The organism is Rhodococcus sp. BH4 (assembly GCF_002079265.1).
In the GTDB taxonomy this organism is placed as follows: domain Bacteria; phylum Actinomycetota; class Actinomycetes; order Mycobacteriales; family Mycobacteriaceae; genus Rhodococcus_F; species Rhodococcus_F qingshengii.
Window position 1 is genome coordinate 5536702 of record NZ_CP014941.1, and the last position, 20475, is coordinate 5557176.

Below are 20475 nucleotides of genomic sequence, written 5' to 3' on the forward strand. Positions count from 1 at the left end.
TCGCGATCACGGCCGGGAGAGATATGCGCACAGTCCGCGGTGCCCTCCACGCATCATCGCTTCATGATTCCACTCGAACAGCGGCTTCGCGACCTTCGCGGCCAGACCAAGCGCTCCGGACACCGCTACCTGTTGCCGAAATTCGGCTGTGCAACCAGATCCAGCGGGGCGCACCGCCCAGCTACTCCACCCGGTCATTGCGCCGGTGAGACGCACTTTCAGAAAGCGGTCAACTGAGTCTTCCACCTCGCGTCGCCCGAAGACCAGCAGCGTCAGAGGGACAGCGCTGCGGATGGACATGGAGCCTGAATGCTCGTCGATCGTCCCGACTCGGCGTATCTGAGGCCACCACTGCGAATACCGTTCGGCATCCGCGAGAACCTCGTAGACGCGGTCAGCAGAGGCAGGAAGCGTCCAGACGCTGTGGAAGTCGAAGTCGGTCACGGTTCAGTCCGTCTGCGCAGCAGCAGTCACCCAAGCACCGTAACCCGAACCTCGGGTGCTTACACGCCGGGCTTGCTCAGTATTCGAATGTCTCCACGCGTCGCAGGATCTCCTCCGCGATCTTGGCGGGACTCCCGCCCACGTCGACGACGATGGCCTGTTCGTCCGGGTCGACGGCCTCGAGTGTCGAGATCTGGGAGTCGAGGAGCGAGGCGGGCATGTAGTGATCGAGGCGAGCGGTCAATCGCTGGCCGATCTGATCCCGCGAACCGGCGAGGTGCACGAACACGACGTGCTCACCGCGAAGCACGTCGCGGTAGCTGCGCTTGAGTGCCGAACACGTGACGATGCCCGGCTGACCGGCGTCGGTATGGCTCTTGATCCAGACGGCGATCTTGTCGAGCCAGGGCCAGCGGTCTTCGTCGTTCAACGGATGCCCGGTCGCCATCTTGTCGATGTTCGCCTGCGGATGCAGATCGTCGCCTTCTTGAAGGTCCCAACCCATCGCTCCGGCGAGCATGCCGCCGACCGTCGACTTTCCCGAACCCGAGACACCCATCAGGACGAGCACGGGATACTGCTTCTGCTGTGCCGCTTCGCTGTTCATGTGCTCGCCTACCTAGATGAATGCGCTCAACACGAGCACTCCGGCCAGGCCCGATACCGAGATGATGCATTCCATCACGGTCCAGGTCTTGAGGTTCTGTACCACGCTGACGCCCAGATACTCCTTCACCAACCAGAATCCGGCGTCGTTGACGTGCGAGAGGAAGAGCGAGCCCGCACCGATCGCCAAGACCATCAGCGAGACATGTGCGGACGAGAGGTCTGCCGCAACCGGAGCGAGGATGCCCGACGCCGTCACCGTTGCCACCGTTGCCGAACCCGTTGCGACGCGGATCAATACCGCTACCAGCCAGGCCAGGAACAGCACGGGGAGGCTGCTGCCCTTGATCGCGTCGGCGATCACTCCGGCGATACCGGTGTCGATCAGGACCTGCTTGAAACCACCACCGGCGCCGACGATCAACAAGATGCCTGCGATGGGAGGTAGGGAACTCTCGAGTGACTTCGAGATGGCCTTGCGGTCCATTCCGCCGCCGCGACCCAGCAGCACCATACCGACCAGAACCGCGAGACCCAAAGCCACAACGGGTGTTCCGAGGAAGTCGAGGACGGACTTGGGGAGTGCCTCGGAATCGGGTGCGATCACGTCTGCAAATGCCTTGCCCAGCATGAGAACAACCGGCAGGAGGATCGCTGCGAGGGTAGCCGCGAACGAGGGACGCTGCTTCTTCTCTTCCTCGCCTCGATCTTCGCCTGTGACAAAAAGATCCGGGACCTTCACGTCGACCCACCGCGCGGCGTACTTACTGAAGACCGGTCCGGCGAGAACAACCGTGGGGATCGCGACGAGGACACCGAGAGCGAGGGTGAGGCCGAGGTTTGCGTTCAAAGCCGAGACGGCAACCAGTGGCCCGGGGTGCGGCGGAACCAAACCGTGCATGGCCGAGAGGCCGGCGAGGGTGGGGATCGCGATGCGCATCAGGGACAAGCCGGAACGCCGCGCGACGAGGATGATGACCGGCATCAACAGGACGAGACCGATTTCGAAGAACATCGGCAGACCGATCACTGCGCCGACCAGAGCCATGGTCCACGGAAGCGCCTTGGTGCTGGAACGGCCGACCAGCGTGTCGACCACTCGGTCGGCACCGCCGGAATCGGCGAGGAGTTTGCCGAACATCGCGCCGAAACCGATCAGGATTCCAACGCTTCCCATTGTCGACCCGAAGCCTGTCGCGAATGCCGCGACCGACTCGGCCGATCCGAGGCCGGCCGCCAGACCGACGCCCACCGCGCCGATGGACAGCGCGAGGAAGGGATGCAGGTCCAGCCAGGTGATCAACGCGATGATGACCGCGACGCCGGCGACTGCAGCGATGATCAATCGTGCGTCGCTACCAGCGGGGACGACCTCGGCCGCCAGCAATGCTGTGGTGTTCATAGGGACTCCCAGTCCGATGAGTGATTGAGGTCACTGTTCCTTAATTAACCTACAATTTCAAGAGCAGACACTAATTTGTAGTATTTATTCGGCTTCCACCGGGCTTACTCCATACGCATGGGACGATCTACGTATGCCTTCTGTCCCGTTTCAGCAGTTACACGACTCGATGCTGGAACAGCTCGGCCAAGACATAGTCGGTGGTGTGCTCGCTCCGGGAACCACGATCTCCGCCGACGAGGTGGCAACGCGATACGACGTGTCGCGAACCGTCATCCGCGAAGTTGTCCGCGTTCTCGAATCCCTCGGACTCGCCTCGGTTCGTCGACGCGTCGGAATCACCATCCTGGGCTCCGAACACTGGAACTCGCTCGACCCCAATGTCATCCGCTGGCAACTGGCCGGTCCTGATCGGTTCGAGCAACTTTCGATCCTCAGTGAACTCCGTTCCGGCATCGAACCTCTGGCTGCGCGACTGGCCGCAACTCGCGCCACACCTGAGCAGTGCGGCGCTCTCACTGCAGCCGTCATCGGCATGTCAGCTACCTCTCGCGCTGCCGATACCGGCGCCTATCTCGGCCATGACTCCGACTTCCACCGCACCCTGCTCGCCGCCTCCGGTAACCCGATGCTGCGGGCGATGTCGCAGATCGTCGTCGAGATACTCGAAGGCCGCACCCGCCACTCGTTGATGCCCCACGAGGCCGACCCCGAAGCGATTCACCTGCACGGAGTGGTCGCATCTGCTATTCAGGCCGGGGACGCCGACGCCGCGGAAGCCGCCATGCGCTCGATCGTCGCGGAATCCGCAGAAGCGGTCGAAACAATGCGCGAAAGCCCCGAACCGCCGCCTCATCTGTAAGTCGAGCCACAGACTCGGCGGAATTGGCCCGCAACTGCTCCGCAAGTGGAACGCTTGGCGCCATGACAGCACTCGCTACCCAGAACAGCGCACTCTGATGGCCCGCCCGGTACGCGTCGTCGTCCTCGGTGCCGGATCGTGGGGAACCACGGTGGCCGGCCTCGCTGCCCGCAACACCCCGACCCTGTTGTGGGCACGCAATTCCGAAGCAGCCGACGAGATCAATTCGCAACGGACCAACTCCAAATACCTTGGTGAGCGCAAACTTCCCAAGGGGCTCAAGGCAACCTCGGATCTGGTCGAAGCCGCCCGCGAAGCGGACGTACTCGTATGCGGGGTGCCATCGCACGCCGTTCGCTCCACCCTCGCCGAGATCGCCAACGAGGTTCGGGCGTGGGTCCCGGTGTTGTCACTGTCCAAGGGTCTCGAGCCCGGCACCCGGCAGCGCCCCACCGAAGTGATCGCCGAGTGCCTGCCCGGCCATCCCGTCGGATTGCTCGCAGGCCCCAACATCGCCAAGGAGATCGTCGACGGCATGGCCGCGGCATCGGTCGTGGCCACCCAGGACGATCGCGTCGCCGCCGCGCTGCAACCCCTGTTCGCGTCGTCGGTCTTCCGCGTCTACCGCAACACCGACGTGCTCGGCTGCGAACTCGGCGGCATCCTCAAGAACATCGTTGCCATCGCCTCGGGCATGGCCGACGGCCTGGGAGTCGGTGACAACACTCGTGCGATGGTGCTCGCACGCGGCCTCGCCGAGATGACTCGACTCGGTGAAGCGATGGGCGCCAACCCGCGCACCTTTGCCGGCTTGACGGGCGTCGGCGATCTGATTGCCACCTGCATGGCTCCGACTTCTCGGAACCGTCGCGTCGGCGAAGCTCTGGCGCAGGGATTGACCGTCGAGGAGGCGGTCGCCAAGCTCGGCCAGGTTGCCGAGGGCGTCAAGACTGCCCCCACCGTCATGGATCTGGCCCGTGAATACGGTGTCGACATGCCGATTGCCGCGGAGGTCGAGGCCGTCATCGGCGGTCGCCAAAGTGCCAGCGACGCATATCGCGGACTTCAGAAGGTTGCCCCGGGCGGCGAGCACGAAGTGGCGTGAGGAAGATCTACAGGTATCTAGCGATTTGGCTAGATACCTGTAGATCGCCCGAGATCACGGAATTGGAGCGTCGACGAAGATGTCGATCGCCAACGGTGACTGACCGCCGTACTGCGAGAAATCCGAGATCCCCGCCTCGCGCAAGATCTCGACGTCGAGCACTGTACGACCGGTATCCGTGCCGGCGGGACGCCCGAGAATCTCGACAGCCGCATCGGCCATGATCTCGGGTGAACGCGAGTGCTCGATACTGTCGTCTCCCCCGAGCAGGTTTCCGACAGCGGCCGTGGCGATCATGGTCTCCGGCCACAGGCAATTACTCGAAATCGGTGCACCTGAATACTCTGCGGCGATACCCAAGGCCGCCAATGTCATTCCGTATTTGGCCAACATGTAGCCCGGATGAGCACCCAACCAGTGCGGCGAAAAGTTGAGCGGCGGCGACAGCGTCAACACGTGCGCATTGGCCGAAACCCGAAGGTACGGAAGGCACGCGCGGGTGAGCGCGAAGGTACCACGGACATTGACCTGCTGCATCAGATCGAATCGCTTCATCGCGAGATCTTCGGTTTTCGAGATGTCGAGGACGCTCGCGTTGTTGACCACGATGTCGATGCCACCGAAGTGCTCTACCGCTGCAGCCACGGCCCGCGCGATGTCGTCGTCGTTCCTCACGTCGCCGACGACCGGAACGGCATGACCCTCGAGCTCGTTCAACTCGTCCACAGCCGTGTGGATAGTTCCGGGCAGCCTGGGATCCGGCGTATCGGTCTTGGCGAGCAACACGATATTTCCGCCGCGGCGCGCTATCGCACGGGCGATGGCAAGTCCGATGCCACGGCTTCCCCCGGACATGATCGCGGTTCGTCCGCGGAAGTTCTTGTCGTCCAAAACGAATCCTTGTCATCGTCGACGGTCTTCGTCGTTGCGGGTGTGGCCGCGGGAAGTCCCGGCACGACCACTCGTCGACTTCCACGATATGAGCGCCTTCATGCGATGACTACGTCCGCAGAGCATCAACAATCGTTGGTCCGTTGTCCTGACGGGACAACGGACCAATCCGGTCAGCCACCCACCGGGCGCAGAATCCACCATCCGCCGAGCACGAGCACCGCGACGTTCACGAGCAGGAACAACCCGACCCAGACGATCGCGGGTATCGGTGAGAGCCTGGCCAATTGGTCGGCGTCCGAGTCCGGTGCCCCGCCTCGTCGCATTCGCTGCCGTTGAAGTTCCACGACCGGGCGTGGTCCGGCAAAGAGGAGGAAGAGCGTCAGGAAGTACGCTGCGGCCACTTGCTGCTCCTGGGTCCCCAACCAGACGAGCCCGAACAACACGGCTCCCACGACTGCAAGTGAGAAGACTCCGTAGAGGTTTCGGATCAGGACCATCATCACCGCGATGACGAATACGCCGATCCACAGCACCGAGACCGCACGCTGCGCGCCCAACAACCCGGCCGCGCCGAGTCCGAGAATCGACGGTCCGACGTACCCCGCGAACGTCATCAGAATGACGCCGAAGCCGGTCGGTTTGCCCGACGAAATCGCGACACCCGACGTATCCGAATGCAGGCGAAGACCTTTCAACCGTCGACCGACCAGGACGGCGACGATCAGATGAGCGCCCTCGTGTGCGATGGTGACGACGTTGCGGGCGATCCGCCACAGGTGTGGTTCGAGAACGATGATCACGGCGATCAACGCGGCCAGTTGAACCACCCAGGCCGGCGGATTGGGACTGAGCGCCGCCACCCGATCCCACGCGGTTTCGAGCGCGTTCACTCCGCTTGTCCGCGCAGGTATCGGCCGAAGTGCGGGACCGTGAATCCGATGGATCCACGTTCTGCCGAATAGATCAGCCCCTTCTTGATCAGTCCATCGCGTGCCGGCGACAGGGAAGCCGGTTTGCGCCCCAACTCGACGGCGATCTTCGCGGTTGCGACGGGCCCGTCGTCACCGGCGAGATCGGCCATGGCGCGCATGTACTCACGCTCCGCGGGCGTTGCTCGCTCGTACCGCGATCCGAAGAAACCGACAGCGAGTTCTTCCTCAGCCGTCGGCGCGCCGACGCGCACGTCTTCTGCCGTGATCGGACTCGACGCCGCCACATCCCACGTGGCTTTCCCGTAGGCCTGAACGAAGTACGGGTACCCGTCAGCCGCTTCGTACAGAGCGTCGAGCGCGGATTCGGTGAACTCGACCTCCTCACGCTCGGCAGGCGCAATCAGTGCCTGATCTGCAGCTTCACGCTCGAGGCGGTCGATCCGGTGGTAGCTGAACAGGCGCTCCGAGTAGCTTTTCGACGCCGACAGCACAGCAGGCAGATGCGGAAGCCCCGCCCCGACGACGATCAACGGTGCCGCGTCCTGACTCAACTCGTGGCAGGCCCCGCAGATCGCCGAGACATCCGCGGCACCGAGGTCCTGCATCTCGTCGATGAAGATTGCGATCCCGACGCCGACATCCCTGGCCAGCGACGACGCGTCGAGCAGCAACTCGACCAGGTCGATCTCGATGTCGCCGCTGTCTGCCCGGCCTTTGATCGCGGGTGCGTCGATGCCTGGTTGCCAGCGCTCCCGCATTCCCTTGTCCGCAGTGGCGCGTAGGGCAAACGATTTGAGGACTCCGAGGAACTGCTCGACCCGCTCCGGATCGCGATGGGAGACCGCGATCTCGCGGACCGCCATGTGGAGTGCTGACGAGAGTGGGCGTCGTAAATCCTGGTCGGGCCGCGCCTCGATCTTCCCAGTCCCCCAGCTTCGGGAGATCGCGGCCGAACGCAACTGATTGAGCAGGACGGTCTTTCCGACGCCACGCAATCCGGTGAGTACAACACTTCGTTCCGGGCGGCCACGCGCAATCCGCTCGAGCACGACGTCGAAGGCGTCGATCTGCTTGTCGCGCCCGGCGAGTTCCGGCGGTCGCTGACCGGCACCGGGGGCATACGGATTGCGCACGGGGTCCATGCCCATCGACGGTACAAGCAGGGTAGACGAATATCCCGCTCTCTAGCGCGTGTCCTAGAGAGAACTAGGAACCGCAATATCGGCTCGAACCTTGTCGAACCGGGCTCCGGCGTCGTCGTCTAACCGTCCAGGGTTGACGCTCGGGCGAAGTCCCCGGCCACGTGGGCTCCAATTGCTCCGGACAGAATGATCGCCGGATGCGTCGCGGCCAGATAGAGCCCCGACACGCCTTCGGCGAAGCCCAGCAGCGGGCGGCCACCACGCGGGATGGGACGGTCAGCGACTACCGCCTCGATCAGTTCCACTTGGTCACCGTCCTCGAGCTGACTGCGGATCGCGCGCAGCGTCGGCCCCGCAAGCTCACGAGCATCTCCGGAGAACCCGACCGGAACATCTTCAGCCGCAATCAGTGTCGTGTCGTCCAATTGCCGGATCTCGAAATCCGGAGAGGAGAGTATTCCGTTCACCAATGGGTAGGGCGTCGAGAATCTGATGAGGCAACACGGGGAGGCGTCGACCTCGACGTCCACTCCCGCCGACGCCGCGAGTCCAGGAATCGCGGTACCCGCAGCGAGCACGGTGGCCGATCCGTAGACGGGACCGTCGGCAGTCATTACTCCGCACACTCTCATGCCCTCCGCGAGCACCCCGAGCGCACTGACATCGGAATACACTGTGGCACCGTACTCTTCGGCACCTCGCAGGAGCGATCGAGCGAACGCAACCGGGTCAACGCCACCGTCATCAGGCGCGTACGCTGCGACCGAGGGGGCCGTCCGCAATCCCGGCTCACGAGCAAGGATTTCCTCTTTACCGATGAGGTCGACGGGATGGCCGAGTGCTCGATGAGCATCTACGAACGCTCGAGTCTCCGCTTCCGTCTCTTCCCAGGTGATCGCGCCTCTGCGGCGCAAACCGATTGGCTCGACGAGTTCGCGCTCCAGGCGGTCGATTTCGACTGCAGCGCCTTGCCGGAACGGATCTGAGTAAGTTTCTGCGGCACTCTTCGAGAGGCCGACCCAGGCAAAGGAGTTGCCGGTCACCCCTCCCGCCACCGAGCCGTGCTCCAGCACGGCGACTCGGAGACCAACGCGCGCCAGGTGATACGCGATCGACGCGCCGACGACGCCGGCACCAATCACCAGGATCGGACTGTCGTTTCGACCATTCGGATGCGTCACCAGTGGACCATATCTGCGAGCCGCAACCTGGATCCACTCAATTTGGATGCAAGGACGTCGGCGGTTAGCGAAGGACTAGGCTTGTTCCCGCTCGGCTGCGAGGGAGACGGCCTGTTCGAAGGTATGGACGAGCACTGCACGTCGAGCGACCTTGTGATCCTCGTCCGGTTCGAGTTCGTCAATGTAGCCATCCCACACGCGCAGATATCGATCGCGCCAGTCGATCAGCACTTGCGTCGATGGAAACGTCACACCGACTCGTTTCGTCTGGGCAATATCGGTGAGGATCTCGAGCCACGCCGGCACCATCTCCCCGCCCCATTCATCCGGCTCCAGACTCGAATCGTCTTCGAACTCGGCAGTGATGTCGTCCACGATTCGACCGGTCAGGGCCCCCAACCCATCCGCGACGGTGTCACTGTCAAAGTTTCCCGGACCCCAGACTCCCACAAGCCCTCCCATATCGATTGCGGATAAATTCAGGTCGACAGTCGCGTTCCTGTCGCAGCAGGCCGTGAGCGTGCTCGCAGTCGCAGGTCGGCAATTGCAAATTGGAGAATCTGCCGCCCGCTCAGTCAGAGCTTGCGGTCATTGGCGCCCGCCCAAATCGGACTGTCGACTATCTTCCGAAATTTCGGCGACCCGCCGATTGCTGAAATTTGAGCATCAACCAGTTCCAGATTCTCACAGCCACCTCCGCGTCGTATCTCACCGTCAACACTAACCGACCGGCGGGACTCTTTTGGCTACCGGTACACCACTATGCGTCGACCAGTTAGATCAAGTGTGAACTCGAACTGGCGCAACAGATCGCCGGGAACTGCAGGAGCGCTTGGGTCTTTCCCAGAACCGTCTGGCCCTTTGTGCGTGACGGCGATTGGTTCTGGGTGCATCGATCCGGTCGGAAGCACTGCGATGTTTGTCGGCACACGGAATTGCGCTCGGTGGAGATCGAGGATCCGTATCCACGGGTGTCGCAGGCAATTCCTGAAGATTCGCAGGGGAAATAGCTGCGCATCGCCACCCCCAACAGCGATTCCGTCGATTGTGTAACAACCACACGAAGAACAGCCATCGATGTCCGAAAGGAAGACTGATCCGGCGAGACCGCGAGGTAGTGTCACATCTGCCCAGCAAAACTCGCCACGATCTCGAGAAGACGGTCGGCCTCGCCAACTGCCACTTCTGACGTTACGACGTTGCTGGGCAGGTGTTTACGGAAAAGGGTTTCGCACGCGGGGTACCGATCGCTAATGGGACTGATCACCCCTTCTCCGAAAGATGTTGGTAACGAATCGAACCCCGAGCATAGAGGTGCAACGATTGGGCGAGTTGATTCAACGCCCCGGTGTGCGATCTATCTGTTTGCGCCAATCATTTTCGGCAAAGGCTTAATTCGCCGAACGGGGCCGGGTACTGCAATAGCTGGTCGAGTATTCGATCACGCGTCTTACGCTAAGGAAGGACCGAGAACATGACTGAAGTAATTTCGTGGATTGTCCAGAATCCGATTGGTGCCGTCGTCGCGCTTGTTGCCGACATCATAATATTGACGATGTCGTCTGTCGCGGGATACTCGTAACCGAATCCGCCCGTCCTTCACGGTATTCCTAAGTCGGGGAACTACATTCGAAACACAGAGGGCCGCAACCGCAGCGTACTGTCGGCGCTCGTCACTGACCTTTCGTGGCCTCATATGCCCAACTGCGCTGGGTCCGTACTGACGTCCCTCGTGTCGAGTGTCGCACCACCAGTTTCAATCAGTCACGCCATCACTACTCAGGAGGAATCACAATGGGTTCGATCATCGCATTCAACGAATGGGTCAACCAAGCTACGTATGCGGGCGACCCGTTTGCCACCGCCATAGCGATCGTCCAGTTCTTCGCGGTGAGTCTCGTCAACCTGTTCACCGGCGGCCCCATTCTTTAAAGGAGTCCACTCGGTCTCACTTCTGCTCGGCGTCCATCGCAGCCTGTTCTTCGGCTGTACTGCTCCTCGCGAAAGGTGGCCGGGACATCGCTGACAAGCATGATGCGCAGTTCGGCCTCGCGGATGGTCAGTGAACGCAGTTTTGGACGGTCGATCAGGACGAGTCGACATCGGAGCGAATGAACACCGAAGTGCCCAAGCATGTTCGACGCTTGGGCACTTCGGGCTTGTTACCCGGCAGTCGGGGTGGGCTCGGGGTTTTCCTGGATGTATCGCAGATTGCGAACCCGTACGCTATCGCAATGGACTTGATGGTCTGGATCGTTACGACGCCATTTCTTGCAGCAGCACTGGCGGGCGTGATGCGACGAACGCTGGGGACGAGAGTCGGATGGCCGCGAACCCTTGCGGTCGCGGTGATAGCACTCTCGGTGGGGGTTCCACTGTCGGGATACGTCGCAACACTTGCAGGAATTGCCAGCCAGGACGATCAACTTCTGGTGAGCGTAGGAACAGCGCTCATATTCTTCGGAGTTGTCGCGCTCTGGGTGTTCGCAGCATGCCTGGCCGCATTGGTTTTCCTCGAAGTTGTCCTTCCAACAGGGTCCATCCCCGGACCGCCAGAAGCATTGCAGCGCAGCCGCAAATCGTGGCGACGAACCAAGCGATACGTCCAGATCATGGGCATCGTCGTGCGAGCGGGAGGCGGGCCGGCTCTCCGTGCTGGGCCATCAGCGCCTCAGTTCGGGGACGCGCTGGTGGACGTAATCAACCGGTGCGGTGTCACTTTCGTCAAGCTGGGACAGATCCTCGGCACGCGAGACGACCTCATACCACCCGAGTTGGCTCGCACTCTCTCGTCTCTGCAAAGTTCGGCACGACCGGCTGATCCAGTCCGCATTGCGGAGCTACTGGCATCGGAACTCGGCGACGCACCAGAGTCGGTGTTCGCATGGTTCGATGTGGAGCCGTTCGCCGCCGCCTCTGTCGCACAGGTACATTCCGCGCGCACCGTTGAAGGCGTCGACGTTGTGGTGAAGGTTCAACGGCCCGAGGCGAGCGCACAAGTGAGCGTGGATTGCGATATCTTCCTTCGCGTGTCATCCCGCGCGGAGACCCGTTTTCCCTGGGCACGCGATATCGGCGTTCACCGACTCGCCGGGGGCCTCGTCACGTCACTGCTCGAGGAACTCGACTACCGCACCGAAGCAGCGAATACCGGCGCGATTGCTTCCACCATGTCGAACCGCCCGGATATCGTCGTTCCGCACATCTACCCCAACCTCAGTAGCGGACGGGTGCTCGTGATGGAACGTCTTCACGGCACACCGCTCTCCGACGGTGAGTCGGCGCTCACCGGCCTCGACCGCGACACCCGCAGCAGCATCGCCAACGAACTTCTTGCGTCGTTGCTCGACGGGATCTTTGTCCACGGCGTGTTTCACGCGGACCTGCACCCCGGCAACATCATGATCCTCGATGACGGCCGGGTCGGGCTCCTCGACTTCGGCGCAGTAGGGGTTCTGGACGGCGAGACACGGATCTTGTTCGCCGTGCTCCTCAACGCTGCCCTCGCAGGTGATCCGGTGGCGACAGTCGACGCGATGCTGATGGCATTCGACGTGCCGCCCGAAGTTGATCGCGGAGCACTACGTCACCAGGTGGGCCGAGAGATCACCCTGCTCAGTGTCCAACCCAATGTTTCCATGGCATCGTTCGCGCGAATGTTCACTGTGCTTCGCGAACACCGAATCGGAGTGCCGGGAGACGTCGCCGCCGCTTTCCGTTCGCTCGCGTCCTTGGAGCGCGCCCTGCGGCTCCTGGATCCGCAGATCGACCTCGTCGCTGCTGTTCGGGCCGAAGTACCCCGACTGTTGACCCATGTCGCCAGCCCGACTGCAGCAGCGCAGGCAATCCTGTCGACGACGGCGGTCACAACCGCGGTGGTCCGGCGCCTGCCTGGTCAGCTCGATCAGATCGCGACCTCGATTGCCTCGGGAAGCTTCACACTTCGCACTCGCTCGGTCGCACACCCCGACGACAGGCGATGGCTACGACGGTCGGCGAACAACGCCCTGGGTATGGCGGCGGGGGTGACCGCGCTGATTGTCGCGGCGATCCTTCTGTTCGTACCTGGCGGACCACAACTCACACCTCAGCTGTCGGGCTATGCACTCGTGAGTGCGGTACTGGGCTTCGTCGGCGTCGTTCTGTGCATGCGGACCGTGTTCCGTTTGTTCACACTCGACAACCGGTAACCAGTAACTGATGTTCATCGCTTGATCTCGATGTCGTCGAAGTCGAGCGCCAGGAGCGTCGGCCGCGAGGGAACGCGGCCGCCTGGGCCTCTCGGGAGCACACGTCGTCGAGTGGGAAAGGTGAGACCGTCGAACTCGCGATGCTGGTCGCAGTAGAGAGCAGCTTTCGCCCAGCTGCCTACCGGTTCGGCGACGAAGTCGTGACGGCGGATGAGGCCACCGTTGTCGACATAGAAGGTCTGCTGCCGGCAATGGGTATCGATCGCCGGCGCGAACGTTGCTTGTAGTCGTCGCCATTGCTGCCCGGATTCCTGCCAAGGTTCGGCTTCGGTGACAGTGATGTCGTCGCGGGCGAGCAGCAGCGGTGCGTTCAGATAGTTCCAAAAGGCGTAGCCGGCAAAGTAAGCGGTGTCGAGCGCGTCCCAGTGGAGGTTGCGCCGGACTCCACTCAACCCGAAAAACTCTGGACGTGGGTCGGTTCGACTCCCGAGTTCTTCGCCGTCACGAGTTTCGATCCGCACGACGCCCTTGTCGAACACAGCGCACTCGCCGACACGCGGAAAGTCTTGGAGGACAGTGCGTTGCTCGGCGACTTCAACCTCGACCGTGAACTTCGCCAGCTTGTTGCCGGGGAAGCGCTGAGGCAGCAGACCGCCCAAACGTCCCCGTGCCGTGATCGCTGAAACAGACTGCCAACGTTCGACTCCGCCATGTGCGGTGAGGACTTCATCGAGTAGTTCGGTCATATGTCGACGCTCTCCGTCCCCTGACGGAACTGTGGAAATCAGCGATCAGACGGACGCGTAGTTGTAGTTGCGTTCCTCCCGCGGTACCACTGCCACCCCGCGGTGATGATGACAGCGCCGGCAAGGGACCCGAGGATGCCGCTCGGGCGCAATGATAATCCGTCGCCTGCAATCAAACTCACGAGCAATCCGCCGACCAGCGAACCACCGATTCCCGCGATGAACGCGAAGGTCCAGTCCACTCGTGCGGTCGTTTTCCCCAGAATCAGCTGGGCTCCCGCTCCGATGACGATCCCGAACAGGAGTATTCCGATGATGAGCATGAGCTGAGACCCTTTCGTGGAGTGACGACGCAAGGCGCGAACGACTTACTCTGCGCCATCTTTCCGGTATGTCTCTTATGTCGTGGTGAAATCCGGGTGAAAGGTTGTCGCCACCCACTCCACACTGCTAGGACGACGCCAGTGTCGTCGCCCAGCGGTAGTCCGCCTTACCGGCCGGGGTCCTCTTGACTTCATCGACCAGCACGATCGTGCGCGGCACCTTGTAACCGGCCAACGTCTTACGGCAATGTTCCTGAACCGCTTCGAGAGTCAGCTCGTCGGACTCGGGATAGGTCGCGATCACCGCGGCAACCTGCTGCCCCATGCGCGCGTCGGGTGCGGGGACGACAAGCGCGTCGGAGATCGCCGGATGCGCGTGAAGGGCAGCCTCGACCTCTTCGGCGAAAACCTTCTCGCCGCCGGTGTTAATGCACTGTGAGCCGCGGCCCAGGAAGACAATCGTGCCGTCCGCTTCAACCTTGCCCATGTCGCCGAGCACCGAAAGACGGGTGCCGTCAGCGCGGGTCGGGAACGTGCGGGCGGTCTTCTCTTCGTCCTTGTAGTACCCGAGCGGGACGTTTCCGATACGCGCGATGTAGCCCACGTCGTCGGAGCCGGCGGGGATCTCTTCGAGCCGCTCGTCGACCAGGATCATGTTCGGCGAGGGCGGCATTCGCAGATTTCCCGCCTCATCGATGGAGAAGGCGCCGTCATTACCGGACTCCGAGGCTCCGAAGTTGTCCCGCAACAGCAGGTCCGGCTTCACCGCCAGCATGCGGTCTCGAACGCTGGTGGACCAGATCGCACCACCTGACGTGATCGAGAAGAGACTGCTGAAATCGACCTCGTCTTTGCGTCGTTCCATCTCGTCGACCAACGGCAGTCCCATGCCGTCACCGACGATCAGGATCACCTGTACCGAATCCTTCTCGATCGCTTCGACGACCTTCTCCGCAACGAATTCTCGTCGTAGAACCACGCGGGCACCGAGGGTGAGGAAGGTGAACAGCGAATACAACGCTGCGCCGTGCATGAGGGGGGCGGCAATGAGGAACGAGAGTTCCGGAAATTCCTTTGCAGCGCTGGCTATCTCGGCGAGGTCCTGTCGAGCTTCCTCGCCGTACGGATTTCCGCCGGAGAGCGGCTTACGGAAGAAGTCGTCGTGACGCCACATGACACCCTTCGGGTATCCGGTCGTCCCGCCGGTGTAGAGCAGGTACACGTCGTCGCCCGAACGAGAATCGAACTCCCCTACCGGTGACATCTCGCGAGCGTCGTCGAAGGAAACCACCGACACTTCATGCGCTTTCGCGGCAGCGACCAGTTCGGCCTCGACCTCGCCGATCACGATCACCGTCTTCACCTTCGGGCATGCACCGAAAAGGGAAGCAAGGACACGCTGATGCTCGGGGAGTTCCACGACCACTGCGACCGAGTCGGAGTTGGTGAAGATGTACTCCAGCTCGGCGGGCGTGTACCGGTAGTTCACATTGATCGGGACCGCACGGATCTTGATCAACCCGAGGATCGACGTGACATGTTCGACGCTGTTCTTCAGGAACAGGGCTACATGATCGCCGCGCGAGATGCCGGCTTGCGCGAGCAGGTTGGCCGTTCGGTTGGCTTCCGCGTCCAGCTCAGCGTAGGAGAAGTTCTCTCCCTCGTAAGTCAAGGCGACGCGATCAGGCACCGAGCTGGCGACGGTTTCGAATACATCAGCGAGGTTGAACTGCATCGTCTTCCCTTTCAGAGTCTGCGCCGCGATACCGAGGCATACAACCCTGAATCTAGAACACGTTCCATGTCACCCGAGGCAAAACGGAGCGATTAGCTGACCATTACCTGGACCTGACCTTGATCGGCGCAGCGACGGCCGAGCCCGCACCGCCCGACACCCATTCGGCGAGCAAGGTCTGCCACGACCCACAATGGCAGCGCAGGTAGGTGACCGTCCCCTCGCTGGTCCGATGCCGAGATTCGATCTCCCAGCGGTGGATGCAACTTATCGGCGCGAAATCTGTTTTCTTCATACGACGAGCATGATGTAATGGCATTGTGCATCTCAACCCTTACGGCGAATATGCGGTGACGCTGGCCGCCGACCTGGCCAATCGAAATCCCGAGACCTTGGCCGAACTCGTCGAACGCTGCGTCGATGCGGGCATCATTCTCGATTTCCCCATCGCCGAGAAGGACCTCGACGAGACCCTCGACCTTCTGATCGAGTGGTCGAAAATCGTCGACGTCACGGAGGAGGCAGCCCGCGCCGAGTTGGTGAACGTCATGCTCGAGCAAGCGTCGGCGTATCCGCGCATGACCAACCACGCAAACGACGGGTGGCATCTGCACTACCGCGATCCGCAACAGTCGCTCGCCGAGGTCCTCAAGGCCCTCTTCTCGGTAGGCACGGCGCTGCACCTCGTCGGCCGCGGAATGCACAGATTAGGTCGGTGCACCCTGGACGAGTGCACCAACATCTATGCGGACACCTCACGCAACGGCAATCAGCGGTACTGCTCCCCCACGTGTGCGAATCGCGACGCGGTGCGACGCCACCGCGCGCGCAAGTGAGCCGGACCGACTACGACGTGGGACCCACTACCTCGAAATCCGAGCCACCTTGGTAGTCGAACTGGAAGCTGCCGCCGCTGCTTCCCGAGCTGATTCGATTCCACGCGTCGATCAAGTCCTGGACCGTGTTGTATCCCAGGTCCTCCAAAGAACCTGAGAGACTTCCGGTTCCGGCGCCCTCGAACCAGCCGCCGACCACAACGGCCTTCGGAATCGCGATAGTGGGGTTGGTCGGATCGAGCAGTCGAACGCACGCTCCCGCAACGGCGTACACCCCGGCCGGCAGATTGCCGACGGTCCGCGTGATCGTCTGCCCAGGCGAAACGGCAAACAGATCGAGGATGTTGCTGACGGTCGGATACACCAACACGCCGGGCTGGAGCAGCTTTGCCGGATCGCGGATCACGTCGGGGACATCCCTGGCGTTGAGGATCGCCACTGTGCAGTTGATGAAGCTGAACCGCGGGTTCGGATTGGTGATGGTGAAGGTGATCGCATTGTCCGCTGCGCTCACCGACACCGGAGGCGGGAGAATCGCCGGTGATGCCGACGCCGTCGCCGGAGTCATGACAACCAGTCCCACGACGGCGGCCGACGCCGCGACAATGCTTCCGAGAACGCGTTTGAATCCACGACTTCGCATTTCCGAACCTCCAGGCAAGTCGGTCAGATCACCAGATGCCTGAAGAATAGACCGCTCAGTCGGAAAATTGGAGAGACAGACGGTGAGCTACCCGAAAAGTCCTTCGAGGCTGCCGCTGCCGAACAGGTCGCTCAGGCTTCCGGTATTGATGCCGCTGAACGGTCCACCGATGACAACGAGGCTCGGCACGCCAGGAACAGGCTTACCCAACGTCTCCAGATCGAGAAGATCGGAGCAGGCACCGAGCACGGCGTAGGTTCCGTCCGGAACATCGGTCACGGTGTTGGTGACCGTCTGCCCCTTACCGACGGCGAACAGTGAGGACGGGTCGGTGATCTTGGGGTACACCACAAGGTTCGGATCGAGCAGCTTGAGCGGATCATCAAGCACGGCAGCAGAATCCGCGGCGTTGACGACAAACGCCTGGCACAACGGGGCAATGCCCGTGTTGTTGTTCGTGATCGTCAGTGCCAGATCGTTTCCGGTCACCTTGTACGAGACGACCGGCGGGACCACCTCGGCCGACGCAGTTGCAGGATTGACCATCGCGACGCCTGCCGCGGTTGCAGCGGCGACTGCCACGGTTCCCACGACGCGACATACTCCACTCGTGCCCAGCTTCATCGAGGATCCTTTCGTACTGCGCCTTGAGTTCGGCAACAGTGCGCAGCCTAGAACGGATCTACTGACCGAATTGCGTGAATAGCCCCGGAGGGAGGCCGTGCCCGAAAGATCGGGACAAACGTCCCCTTCTCGAAGAGCTCGCTGTTCGACTCAGTTCCCACTGGAGACGAAGGGCGTCCGCACCGGTCCGCCGACCGAACCGTGCGGTGCTACCAATCCACGCTTTTCGAGGATCGGACGCACACCCTCACCGAACTGATACGCCTCTTCGAGATGGGGATAGCCCGACAATACAAAGTGATCCAGGCCGATCGCCGCGTACTCGGCAATCCGATCAGCCACTTCTTGGTGCGAACCTACCAATGCGGTGCCTGCACCCCCTCGCACCAATCCGACGCCGGTCCACAGGTTCGGCGCAATCTCCAGCGACCTCGCTCCGACGCCCTCCTTGTAAGCCGAACCGCCGCCGTGCAATTCGAGCATTCGACGCTGACCTTCGGAGCCGGATCGCGCAAGACTCGCCTGAGCCTGCTCGACGGTCGCCGGATCGAGCGCACTGAGCAGCCGATCCGCTTCTGCCCATGCCTGTTCCGAGGTGTCCCGGCTGATGACATGCAGACGGATTCCGTAGTCGAGGTGACGACCTTGGACTTCCGCGAGGTCGCGGATCCAGGCGATCTTGGCGGCAACAGCGGACGGCGTCTCACCCCACGTGAGATACGTATCCGCGTAACGCGATGCGACGGTTCCGGCCGCCGGCGACGATCCGCCGAAGAAGATGGGCGGTACCGGATCCGGAATACGCTGCAGCATAGCCTTTTCCACGTTGACGTACTCGCCGGAGAAATCAACCGGACCGTTACCGGACCACAACTGGCGGATCACGTCTAGGAACTCGCCGCATCGTGCGTACCGTTGGTTCTTGTCGAGGAAGTCACCGAACGTGCGCTGCTCGTGGTCCTCCCCGCCGGTCACGACGTTGAGCAGCAGACGACCGCCCGACTGCCATTGGAAGGTTGCGGCCATCTGAGCGGCAAGCGTGGGGCTGAGCAATCCCGGGCGCAGAGCAACCAGAAACTTGAGTGTCTCGGTGGTCTCGAGCATCATCGCCGTCGTCAGCCATGCGTCTTCGCACCACGCGCCGGTCGGCGTGAGGACAGCTTCGAAGCCGTTCGTCTCGGCGGCCGCGCCGATCTGATTGAGGTATTTCAGCGTCGCCGGACGATCACCGGACATCGAGCTGCCGTGCCCACCCGCCATCAGATTCCGGGAATCACCGTAAGTAGGCAAGAACCAGTGGAAGCGCAGTGACACGGTGATTCCTTTCGTCGACGAACAGGCAGAACTCTTCTGTCATTACAACCACAGTCCACCTCGAAGAACAGGGTTGAAATCACCCTGATCGCTACGGGTGCCCACTTTCGGCTCCGGCGATACCTTCGTGAATTTGCACCGCGACCCGGGGGCTCCGATGACCACGTTTGCCGAAGTCGAGCACAATTCACCGTTCTCGAACGAGACCGACGACGAGCGGCGATCCAGACTGAGAACCGTCGTCGCCGCGAGCCTGCTCGGCACGACGGTCGAGTGGTACGACTTCTTCCTCTATGCGACGGCCGCGAGCCTCGTCTTCAACCAACTGTTCTTCCCCAACCAGAGTTCCTTTGTCGGGACCATGCTTTCTTTTGCGACCTTCGCGGTCGGCTTTCTCGTTCGCCCCATCGGCGGAGTGGTGTTCGGTCACATCGGCGATCGCATCGGGCGCAAGAAAACGCTTGCCCTCACGATGTTCATCATGGGTATCGCGACGGCGCTCATGGGTGTCCTTCCGACCGCAGCTCAAATCGGGGTCGTTGCACCGATTCTGCTTCTGCTGCTTCGTATCCTGCAGGGATTTGCTCTCGGTGGTGAGTGGGCCGGAGCCGTTCTTCTGGCGGTCGAACACAGTCCGGAGAAGAAGCGCGGGCTGTTCGGCAGCATCCCGCAGATCGGACTGGCTCTCGGCTTGGCTTTGGGCACAGGAATGTTCGCACTACTTCAAACGGTCTTCGACGACGAACATTTTCTCCGTTTCGGCTGGCGCATAGCCTTTGTTCTGAGCTTGGTACTCGTGATCGTGGGGTTGGTGGTCCGTTTGAAGGTCGACGAGACGCCGGCATTTCAGGCCGTTCGCGACCTCGAACAGCGCTCATCCGCCCCGCTCAGGGAAGTCTTTCAAGGAAGAGTCGCGCGAAACACCGTACTGGGCATGCTGTCTCGCTGGGGCGAGGGCGCCGCGTTCAACACCTGGGGCGTCTTTGCAATCACGTATGCAACCAAGACTCTGCATTTCGAAAAGGTTCCGGTACTTCTTGTGGTCACCGTGGCCGCAGTAGTGATGGCGATCTTGCTGCCGTTTTCCGGTTCACTCACTGATCGGTTCGGCCCGCAACGGGTCTATATCGTGGGCATCGCCGCGTACGGCCTCGCGATCTTCCCCGCCTTCGCACTGTTCGGTACCGAGAATCTCCTGCTCTTCGGAGTCGCGATGGTCGCGGTCTTCGGAGTGATTCATGCCTTGTTCTACGGCGCCCAGGGAACGCTGTATGCGAGCCTCTACCCCACAGAAATCCGGTACACCGGGTTGTCGGTCGTCTACCAGTTCTCTGGTATCTACGCCTCCGGCGTCACACCTCTGATCCTTACTGCACTGATCGGCGCCACCGGCGGTTCACCGTGGCTGGCCTGTGGATATCTGGTGGCCACCTCGGCGATCAGCGTCGTCGCCACTGCGGCGATCAGGAAGCGTGATCTGCATCTGTAGCGATCAC

The 20475-nt window shown here is 61.9% G+C and carries 21 protein-coding genes; 6 read left to right on the forward strand and 15 right to left on the reverse strand.

Features of this window, described 5'->3' with window-relative positions; all coding sequences use genetic code 11:
• Positions 1–6: 6 nt before the first annotated feature.
• From A0W34_RS25635 to A0W34_RS25645, 3 genes are all read right to left on the reverse strand, one after another.
• Complete coding sequence (locus A0W34_RS25635; RefSeq protein WP_007729979.1) at positions 7–444, reverse strand: SRPBCC family protein; 438 nt, start codon at positions 442–444, stop codon at positions 7–9.
• Between the two features lie 76 nt (positions 445–520).
• Positions 521–1051: a gluconokinase gene (locus A0W34_RS25640; protein WP_003940404.1), complete on the reverse strand. Its 531-nt coding sequence runs from the start codon at positions 1049–1051 to the stop codon at positions 521–523.
• A gap of 12 nt (positions 1052–1063) precedes the next feature.
• Complete coding sequence (locus A0W34_RS25645; RefSeq protein WP_003939838.1) at positions 1064–2452, reverse strand: GntP family permease; 1389 nt, start codon at positions 2450–2452, stop codon at positions 1064–1066.
• 133 nt (positions 2453–2585) lie between these two features.
• Here A0W34_RS25645 and A0W34_RS25650 point away from each other — a divergent pair, with 133 nt between their 5' ends.
• Both A0W34_RS25650 and A0W34_RS25655 read left to right on the forward strand, forming a co-directional pair.
• Positions 2586–3314 carry a FadR/GntR family transcriptional regulator gene (locus tag A0W34_RS25650; protein ID WP_030536531.1) on the forward strand — a complete coding sequence of 243 codons (729 nt, stop codon included), beginning with the start codon at positions 2586–2588 and terminating at the stop codon, positions 3312–3314.
• 97 nt (positions 3315–3411) lie between these two features.
• Positions 3412–4419, forward strand: coding sequence for an NAD(P)H-dependent glycerol-3-phosphate dehydrogenase (locus A0W34_RS25655; RefSeq protein ID WP_003940093.1), 1008 nt, complete (start codon positions 3412–3414; stop codon positions 4417–4419).
• 54 nt (positions 4420–4473) lie between these two features.
• Here A0W34_RS25655 and A0W34_RS25660 read toward each other — a convergent pair whose 3' ends face one another.
• From A0W34_RS25660 to A0W34_RS25680, 5 genes are all read right to left on the reverse strand, one after another.
• On the reverse strand, positions 4474–5310 hold the full coding sequence (locus tag A0W34_RS25660) for an SDR family oxidoreductase (RefSeq protein ID WP_047272023.1): 837 nt from the start codon (positions 5308–5310) through the stop codon (positions 4474–4476).
• Between the two features lie 173 nt (positions 5311–5483).
• Entirely contained in the window at positions 5484–6203 is a 720-nt protein-coding gene (locus A0W34_RS25665) for a M50 family metallopeptidase (protein ID WP_054188435.1), read from the reverse strand.
• The gene (locus A0W34_RS25670; protein ID WP_042924931.1) at positions 6200–7387 is read right to left on the reverse strand and encodes an ATP-binding protein; all 1188 of its coding nucleotides are present in this window, start codon (positions 7385–7387) and stop codon (positions 6200–6202) included. Before A0W34_RS25670 ends, A0W34_RS25665 begins: the two co-directional genes overlap by 4 nt.
• A 119-nt stretch (positions 7388–7506) precedes the next feature.
• Entirely contained in the window at positions 7507–8568 is a 1062-nt protein-coding gene (locus A0W34_RS25675; RefSeq protein WP_081558487.1) for an NAD(P)/FAD-dependent oxidoreductase, read from the reverse strand.
• A 75-nt stretch (positions 8569–8643) separates the two neighbouring features.
• On the reverse strand, positions 8644–8943 hold the full coding sequence (locus A0W34_RS25680; protein ID WP_228232262.1) for a DUF4259 domain-containing protein: 300 nt from the start codon (positions 8941–8943) through the stop codon (positions 8644–8646).
• A gap of 1419 nt (positions 8944–10362) precedes the next feature.
• Here A0W34_RS25680 and A0W34_RS32830 point away from each other — a divergent pair.
• Both A0W34_RS32830 and A0W34_RS25690 read left to right on the forward strand, forming a co-directional pair.
• A complete protein-coding gene (locus A0W34_RS32830) occupies positions 10363–10500 on the forward strand; it encodes a hypothetical protein (RefSeq protein ID WP_156888945.1) in 138 nt (45 codons plus the stop codon).
• Between the two features lie 302 nt (positions 10501–10802).
• A complete protein-coding gene (locus A0W34_RS25690; RefSeq protein ID WP_232329927.1) occupies positions 10803–12758 on the forward strand; it encodes an ABC1 kinase family protein in 1956 nt (651 codons plus the stop codon).
• A 14-nt stretch (positions 12759–12772) separates the two neighbouring features.
• On the opposite strand, the gene A0W34_RS25695 is transcribed toward A0W34_RS25690, so the two are convergent.
• The 4 genes from A0W34_RS25695 to A0W34_RS32835 all read right to left on the reverse strand — a co-directional run bounded on the left by A0W34_RS25695 (position 12773) and on the right by A0W34_RS32835 (position 15857).
• The gene (locus tag A0W34_RS25695) at positions 12773–13504 is read right to left on the reverse strand and encodes a hypothetical protein (protein ID WP_054188440.1); all 732 of its coding nucleotides are present in this window, start codon (positions 13502–13504) and stop codon (positions 12773–12775) included.
• Between the two features lie 38 nt (positions 13505–13542).
• Positions 13543–13827, reverse strand: coding sequence for a hypothetical protein (locus tag A0W34_RS25700; protein ID WP_003939785.1), 285 nt, complete (start codon positions 13825–13827; stop codon positions 13543–13545).
• 127 nt (positions 13828–13954) lie between these two features.
• Positions 13955–15562, reverse strand: a complete 1608-nt coding sequence (locus tag A0W34_RS25705; protein WP_007729954.1) for an AMP-binding protein — start codon at positions 15560–15562, stop codon at positions 13955–13957.
• A 103-nt stretch (positions 15563–15665) separates the two neighbouring features.
• Positions 15666–15857 carry a hypothetical protein gene (locus tag A0W34_RS32835; protein ID WP_039973125.1) on the reverse strand — a complete coding sequence of 64 codons (192 nt, stop codon included), beginning with the start codon at positions 15855–15857 and terminating at the stop codon, positions 15666–15668.
• A gap of 25 nt (positions 15858–15882) precedes the next feature.
• Between A0W34_RS32835 and A0W34_RS25710 the strand changes: the two genes are divergently transcribed.
• The gene (locus A0W34_RS25710) at positions 15883–16398 is read left to right on the forward strand and encodes a CGNR zinc finger domain-containing protein (protein WP_003940315.1); all 516 of its coding nucleotides are present in this window, start codon (positions 15883–15885) and stop codon (positions 16396–16398) included.
• 10 nt (positions 16399–16408) lie between these two features.
• Here A0W34_RS25710 and A0W34_RS25715 read toward each other — a convergent pair whose 3' ends face one another.
• The 3 genes from A0W34_RS25715 to A0W34_RS25725 form a co-directional block, all read right to left on the reverse strand.
• Positions 16409–17041: a hypothetical protein gene (locus A0W34_RS25715; RefSeq protein WP_081558488.1), complete on the reverse strand. Its 633-nt coding sequence runs from the start codon at positions 17039–17041 to the stop codon at positions 16409–16411.
• 87 nt (positions 17042–17128) lie between these two features.
• Positions 17129–17665 (reverse strand): hypothetical protein, encoded by a 537-nt coding sequence (locus A0W34_RS25720; RefSeq protein ID WP_225320156.1) that lies wholly within the window; start codon positions 17663–17665, stop codon positions 17129–17131.
• Positions 17666–17815: 150 nt separating this feature from the next.
• Positions 17816–18979, reverse strand: a complete 1164-nt coding sequence (locus tag A0W34_RS25725) for an LLM class flavin-dependent oxidoreductase (protein WP_058226639.1) — start codon at positions 18977–18979, stop codon at positions 17816–17818.
• 157 nt (positions 18980–19136) lie between these two features.
• Between A0W34_RS25725 and A0W34_RS25730 the strand changes: the two genes are divergently transcribed.
• Positions 19137–20468 (forward strand): MFS transporter, encoded by a 1332-nt coding sequence (locus A0W34_RS25730; RefSeq protein ID WP_081558871.1) that lies wholly within the window; start codon positions 19137–19139, stop codon positions 20466–20468.
• The last annotated feature ends 7 nt before the right edge of the window (positions 20469–20475 follow it).